Here is a 6084-nt window from a genome sequence, read left to right on the forward strand (position 1 = left end):
CTGCGGCGGGGGAGGGGCCGAGGGGGGAAGAGCCCGCACCCGCTGGGCCGCAGCACTGACCTGCGGCGCGGTCCCCGGCACGGCGCCCGGTCTCGGCGCGGGAAGCTCCTTCACCAGGTGGTGTCCTCCGGCGCGGCGACGCGGGACGGGGCCCCGACGGCAACCCTGGGCCGTCCGGGAACCCGGTCCAGCGCGTCCCGCGCCGGAGGGCCGCACCGCCCGGCGCGTCACAGCTCCGGTTCGCGCCCCGGCGACGGCAGCTCGTCCAGGATCAGCACGGTGTGGCTGGACGTCACGTCCGGCATCGTCTGCAACCGGTTCAGCACCAGGTCCCGCAGGCTCTGCGCGTCCGGCGTGCGCACCAGCAGCACCAGGTCGTAGTCCCCGGACACCAGCGACCCCTGCCACACCTCGGGGATCTCCAGCACCCGCCGCCGCACCGCCTTCCACGAGTGCTGGCTGATCTTCAGGTACACGTACGCGGAGATCCCCATCCCGCACCGCTCCGGGTCCACCACCGCCGAGTACCCGGTGATCACCCCGTCCCGGTGCAGCCGCTCCACCCGCGAGTACGCGCTCGCCCGCGAGATGTGCAGCCGCTCGGCCAGCGACCGCATCGACAGCCTGCCGTCCGCGCGCAGCTCGGCCACGATCCGGCGGTCCGTCGCGTCGAGCGGTGCCGTTCGTCCAGCGCTGGGCGTCATGCGGTCGAACATAACCCCGGTGCGGTGCCGTTCGTCCAGATCGGGACCCGCGAGCTGGACGCCCGATCGGTGTGACCTGGACCATTCCCGGCATCCCCGCCGACGTCGCGCAGGAGGTGCCGAATGGCCACAGCCACACCGGACCGGACCCTGCTCCCCACCGAGGAACCGCTGGCGCTGCTGCGCCCCGACGGGTCCGCGGTCGAGGGCTCACCGCTTCGGATGCCCGACGACGAGGTGCTGCTGGAGCTGCACCGCCGCATGGTCGTCGGGCGCCGCTTCGACACCCAGGCCACCGCGCTCACCCGCCAGGGCCGCCTCGCCGTCTACCCGTCCTCGCGCGGCCAGGAGGCGTGCCAGGTCGGCGCGGTCCTGGCGATGCGCGAGCGCGACTGGCTGTTCCCCACCTACCGCGACAGCGTCGCCCTGGTCACCAGGGGCGTGCCCGCCGCGGGCGCGCTGACCCTGCTGCGCGGCGACTGGCACCTCGGCTACGACCCGCGCGAGCACCGCGTCGGACCGCAGTGCACGCCGCTGGCGACCAACACCCCGCACGCCGTGGGCTTCGCGCACGCCGCCCGCTACAAGGGCGAGGACACCGCCGCGCTGGTGCTGCTCGGCGACGGCGCGACCAGCGAGGGCGACACGCACGAGGCGCTGAACTTCGCCGGGGTGTGGAAGGCGCCGGTGGTGTTCCTGGTGCAGAACAACGGTTACGCGATCAGCGTGCCGCTGAGCAAGCAGACCGCCGCGCCCACGTTGGCGCACAAGGGGATCGGGTACGGCATCCGGTCGGTGCTGGTGGACGGCAACGACGCGGCGGCGGTGTACGCGGTGGTGTCGCAGGCGCTGGCGTCCGGTGAGCCGGTGCTCGTGGAAGCGCTTACCTACCGCATCGAGGCGCACACCAACGCCGACGACGCCTCCCGCTACCGGGACTCCGCCGAGGTCGCGCACTGGCTGGCCCGCGACCCCGTCGACCGGCTCGCCTCGCACCTGGCCTCGCGCGGGCTGCTCGACCCGGCGCGCCGCGACTCGGTGGACGCCGAGGCGGAGGAGTTCGCCGCGGCGCTGCGGGCCGAGCTGAACGCGGACGCGCGCGTGGACCCGGCGGACCTGTTCCGGCACGTGTACGCCGAGCCGACCGCGCAGCTGCGCGAGCAGGCCGCGATGCTGGCGCGCGAGCTCGACGCCGAGAGGCTGGGCACCGAGGAGTTTGACGGGGGACGGGCATGACCGAGGTCGTTGCGGCACAAGGGGTTCCGGCTGCCGCCGGGCTGCCGTCCGGCGAGGTGTCGATGGCCGCCGCGCTCAACCGGGCGCTGGCCGACGCGCTGTCCGCCGACGAGCGCGTGCTGGTGTTCGGCGAGGACGTCGGCCCGCTGGGCGGGGTGTTCCGGGTGACCGACGGGCTGGCCGAGCGGTTCGGCGAGCGCCGCGTGTTCGACACCCCGCTCGCCGAGGCGGGCATCCTCGGCACCGCCATCGGCATGGCCATGAACGGGCTGCGGCCGGTGGTGGAGATGCAGTTCGACGCGTTCGCCGACCCGGCGTTCGAGCAGATCACCAGCCACCTGGCCAAGCTGCGCAACCGCACGGCGGGCGCGCTGTCGCTGCCCGTGGTGGTGCGCATCCCGTACGGCGGCGGCATCGGCGGCGTGGAGCACCACTGCGACTCGTCCGAGGCCTACTACACGCACACGCCCGGACTGCGCGTGGTCACGCCGGGCACGCCCGACGACGCGTACCGGCTGCTGCGCGACGCGATCGACAGCCCGGACCCGGTGGTGTTCCTGCACCCCACGCGCCGCTACGGGGCCACGGGCGCGCGGGCGGCGGGCGGACCGGCGCTCGACCGGGCGCTCGTGCGGCGGCCCGGTCGGGACGTGACCCTGATCGCGTACGGTCCGATGGTGCTGACCGCGCTGGAGACCGCCGAGGCGGCCCGTGCCGAGGGCTGGGACGTGGAGGTCGTCGACCTGCGCACCCTGGCGCCGTTCGACGACGAGACGGTGTGCGCGTCGGTGCGCCGCACCGGGCGGGCCGTGGTGGTGCACGAGGCCGCCGGGTTCGGCGGGTACGGCGCGGAGGTCGTGGCGCGGGTGACCGAGCGGTGCTTCCACCACCTGCACGCGCCGGTGCTGCGGGTGACCGGCTTCGACATCCCGTACCCGCCGCCGATGCTGGAGGAGCACCACCTGCCCGGCGTGGACCGCATCCTGGACACCATCGGCGCGCTGCAGTGGGACGACCGGGTGGAGGTGCGCGGTGCCTGACTTCCGGCTGCCGGACCTGGGCGAGGGGCTCACGGACGGGGAGATCGTGTCCTGGCTGGTCGCGGTCGGCGACCCGGTCGTGGTGGACCAGCCCGTGGTGGAGGTGGAGACCGCCAAGGCCGTGGTGGAGGTGCCCTGCCCGTACGGGGGCGTGGTGACCGCGCGGCACGGCGAGCCGGGGCAGCGGTTGGCGGTGGGGTCGGTGCTGCTGAGCGTCGCCGGTGACGGGGCGGGAGGCGCTGCGGCGCAAGGGGAACCGGTCGCGGCGGAGGCCGCCGCCGCGGAACCCGGTGCGGTGCGGTCGGGTTCCGCGCGGTCGGGTTCCGCGCGGGCTGATTCGGCGCGGGCTGATTCGGCGGAGCACAGCGGGAACGTGCTCGTCGGTTACGGCACCTCGCAGCAGAACCGCCGCCGTCGCCGCGTGACGCACGCCCCCGTCGCGGAGGCGCCCGTCGCGGCCGGACCGGCCGGGCTCGCGCCCGCCGTGATCTCCCCGCTGGTGCGGAGGTTGGCCCGCGACAACGGGGTGGCCCTGGAGACCGTCGAGGGCAGCGGCCCCGGCGGGGTGATCCGCCGCGCCGACGTGGAGCGGGAGATCGCCGCCCGCGCGCCCCGACCGGCCCGCGCCCCCGGTCCCTGGACCGAGCCCGCCGCCGCGCCCCCCGCGCGGGACAGGCGCATCCCGCTGACCGGCGTCCGGGGCGTCGCGGCGCGCAAGTTCGCCACCTCCCGCAGGGAGATCCCCGAGGCGACGGTGTGGGTCGACGTGGACGCCACCGGGCTCGTGGAGGCGCGCGCCGCGCTGCCGACGGTGTCGCTGCTGGGCCTGCTGGCCAGGTTCACCGCGCTGGCCCTGCGCCGCTTCCCCGAGCTGAACTCGCGCGTCGAGGGCGACGAGGTCGTGCTGCTGGACGAGGTGAACCTCGGCTTCGCCGCCCAGACCGACCGGGGCCTGGTGGTCCCGGTGGTGCGGGGCGCGCACGCGCTGACCGCGACCGAGCTGACCGGGCGGCTGCGCGACCTGACCGCGTCCGCCCGCGACGGCGGGCTGACGGCGGCCGACCTGACCGGCGGGACGTTCACCCTCAACAACTACGGCGTGTTCGGCGTGGACGGCTCGGCCGCGATCATCAACCACCCGGAGGTCGCGATCCTGGGCATCGGCCGCATCGCCGACCGCCCGTGGGCGCACGAGGGGCGGCTGGCGCTGCGCAAGGTGGCCCAGCTGACGCTCAGCTTCGACCACCGGGTGTGCGACGGCGGGGTGGCGGGCGGGTTCCTGCGGTACGTCGCGGACCTGGTCGAGAACCCGGTGGCGCTGCTCGCCGACGTCTAACGTGGGGGGCGTGGCACCCGACTACCCGATCCGCACCGAACGCCTGCTGCTGCGCCCCTTCACGGGGCTGGACCTGGAAGCGCTGCACTCGTGGCAGTCGCGCGAGGACGTCGTGCGCTACCTGTACGGCGGGCCGCGCACCCTGGAGGAGAGCGCGGACCAGCTGATGACCAGGGCCGCCGTGCCGTGGCCGTCGAAGGCGGGCGAGGACCTGTCGCTGGCGGTCGAGCTGGACGGCGAGGTCGTCGGCGAGGTCGTGCTGAAGTGGCTGAGCGAGGCGAACCGGCAGGGCGAGATCGGCTACGTCCTGCACCCCGACCACCACGGGCGGGGGATCGCCGTCGAGGCGTCGGAGGTGTTGCTGCGCCTGGCCTTCGAGGAGCTGGGGCTGCACCGGGTGGTCGCGCAGTGCGATCCGAGGAACACCGCGTCGTGGCGGGTGATGGAGAAGCTCGGGATGCGCAGGGAGGCGCACTTCCGGCACAACGAGGTGTTCAAGGGCGAGTGGGGCGACGTGTACGTGTACGCGCTGCTGGAGGACGAGTGGTCGGCCTCGTCTGGTACGTGAGCTATGGGTCGAACCTGCACGCGGGGAGGTTCGGCTGCTACCTGTCCGGCGGGACCCCGCCCGGCGCGGCGCGCGCCTACCCCGGCTGCCGGGACACCGCGCCCCCGCGCGCGGACCGCCCGTGGGAGCTGCCCGGCGGGGTGTACTTCACCACGCACTCGCCGGTGTGGGACGGCGGGAGGGCGTTCTACGACCCGTCGCTGCCGGGGGTCGCGGCGGGCCGGGCGTACCTGGTGACGGTGGGCCAGTTCTCGGACGTGGCGGCGCAGGAGATGTACCGCGAACCGGGCGAGGACCTGGACCTGTCGACCGTCCTGGCGACAGGGCGGGCCGAACTGGGACCCGGCCGGTACGAGACCCTGGTGCTGGTCGGCGAGGCGGACGGCTGCCCGGCGCTGACGTTCACCGCGCCCTGGCGGGCCGACGAGGTCCGGCACACCAGCCCGAGCGCCGCGTACCTGAGGATGCTGGCGGGCGGCCTGCGGGAGACCTGGTCCTGGCCACCGGAGCGGGTGGCCGCGCACCTGGCGGGGACCACGCCGTTCTGGACGGCGGGGGAGATCGCGGCGCTGCTGTGAGCGCGTTCCGCGCGCGGCGCCCGCGCTGAGCGCGATCAAGCCCGCGAACCCGGATCCGGCGAGCAGCCCGCCACCGCGAGCAGAGCGCCGCAACCGCCGGCGAGCCCGGTGGGATCACCGCGCTCACCTCCCCACGCCCTCACGGGGCGAGCCGCCCCCCCCGAGCCGAAGCGGGTCGCGCACGACGAGGACGTGGTTGGCGTTCGACGCGTTCCCGCTCATCGCCGTCCTCGTCCTCGGCGCCGGGCCCGCCCAGGTCCGGCCTGCTCCTGGTGCTGGTGGCGCAGACCGGGCTGCTGCCGGTGATCGGCGGGCCGCCGCTGCTCACGCCGGTGCCGCTGCCGCGCGACGCGCGCCGCTCTGGCCGAAGGCCCTCGGCGCGGTCCCGAGCACCCGGCGCCGCGCCCCGGCGCGGGGAACGGGGAAAACGACCGCCACGCCCAGCGGGGTTCTCCGGGAAAGGGCTCGGGCGATCCGCGCGCCCGCTTGTCCGCCCGCCGCCGGGGCATCCCGCCGTGAGGAGAGGGTGAAATGGGGAACGTCTCTTCGGGTGAACCGGGCGGTGGATTGGTCTGTTGACAGCGGGTCGCTTTTCTTTGTAAAGCATTTTAGGTTTTTTATT

General features: G+C 74.8%; 7 protein-coding genes. 5 read left to right on the top strand and 2 right to left on the bottom strand.

Going from position 1 to position 6084, the window contains the following annotated elements; translation table 11 throughout:
* Window positions 1–227 precede the first annotated feature (227 nt).
* Window positions 228–704 (bottom strand): Lrp/AsnC family transcriptional regulator, encoded by a 477-nt coding sequence (locus ACTUAL_RS18455; protein ID WP_440901139.1) that lies wholly within the window; start codon window positions 702–704, stop codon window positions 228–230.
* A 123-nt stretch (window positions 705–827) separates the two neighbouring features.
* Here ACTUAL_RS18455 and ACTUAL_RS18460 point away from each other — a divergent pair, with 123 nt between their 5' ends.
* The 5 genes from ACTUAL_RS18460 (at window position 828) to ACTUAL_RS18480 (ending at window position 5462) form a co-directional block, all read left to right on the top strand.
* Window positions 828–1940 (top strand): thiamine pyrophosphate-dependent dehydrogenase E1 component subunit alpha, encoded by a 1113-nt coding sequence (locus ACTUAL_RS18460; protein ID WP_440901140.1) that lies wholly within the window; start codon window positions 828–830, stop codon window positions 1938–1940.
* Between the two features lie 62 nt (window positions 1941–2002).
* Window positions 2003–2980: an alpha-ketoacid dehydrogenase subunit beta gene (locus ACTUAL_RS18465; RefSeq protein ID WP_440901145.1), complete on the top strand. Its 978-nt coding sequence runs from the start codon at window positions 2003–2005 to the stop codon at window positions 2978–2980.
* A complete protein-coding gene (locus tag ACTUAL_RS18470) occupies window positions 2973–4316 on the top strand; it encodes a dihydrolipoamide acetyltransferase family protein (RefSeq protein WP_440901141.1) in 1344 nt (447 codons plus the stop codon). The genes ACTUAL_RS18465 and ACTUAL_RS18470 overlap by 8 nt, the downstream gene beginning before the upstream one ends.
* A 10-nt stretch (window positions 4317–4326) precedes the next feature.
* A complete protein-coding gene (locus ACTUAL_RS18475; RefSeq protein ID WP_440901142.1) occupies window positions 4327–4884 on the top strand; it encodes a GNAT family N-acetyltransferase in 558 nt (185 codons plus the stop codon).
* The gene (locus tag ACTUAL_RS18480) at window positions 4881–5462 is read left to right on the top strand and encodes a histone deacetylase (RefSeq protein ID WP_440901143.1); all 582 of its coding nucleotides are present in this window, start codon (window positions 4881–4883) and stop codon (window positions 5460–5462) included. The genes ACTUAL_RS18475 and ACTUAL_RS18480 overlap by 4 nt, the downstream gene beginning before the upstream one ends.
* Before the next feature lie 139 nt (window positions 5463–5601).
* Here the strand turns inward: ACTUAL_RS18480 and ACTUAL_RS18485 are convergent, their stop codons facing one another.
* Entirely contained in the window at window positions 5602–5790 is a 189-nt protein-coding gene (locus ACTUAL_RS18485) for a hypothetical protein (RefSeq protein WP_440901144.1), read from the bottom strand.
* Window positions 5791–6084: the final 294 nt, after the last annotated feature.

Source organism: Actinosynnema sp. (assembly GCF_052038725.1).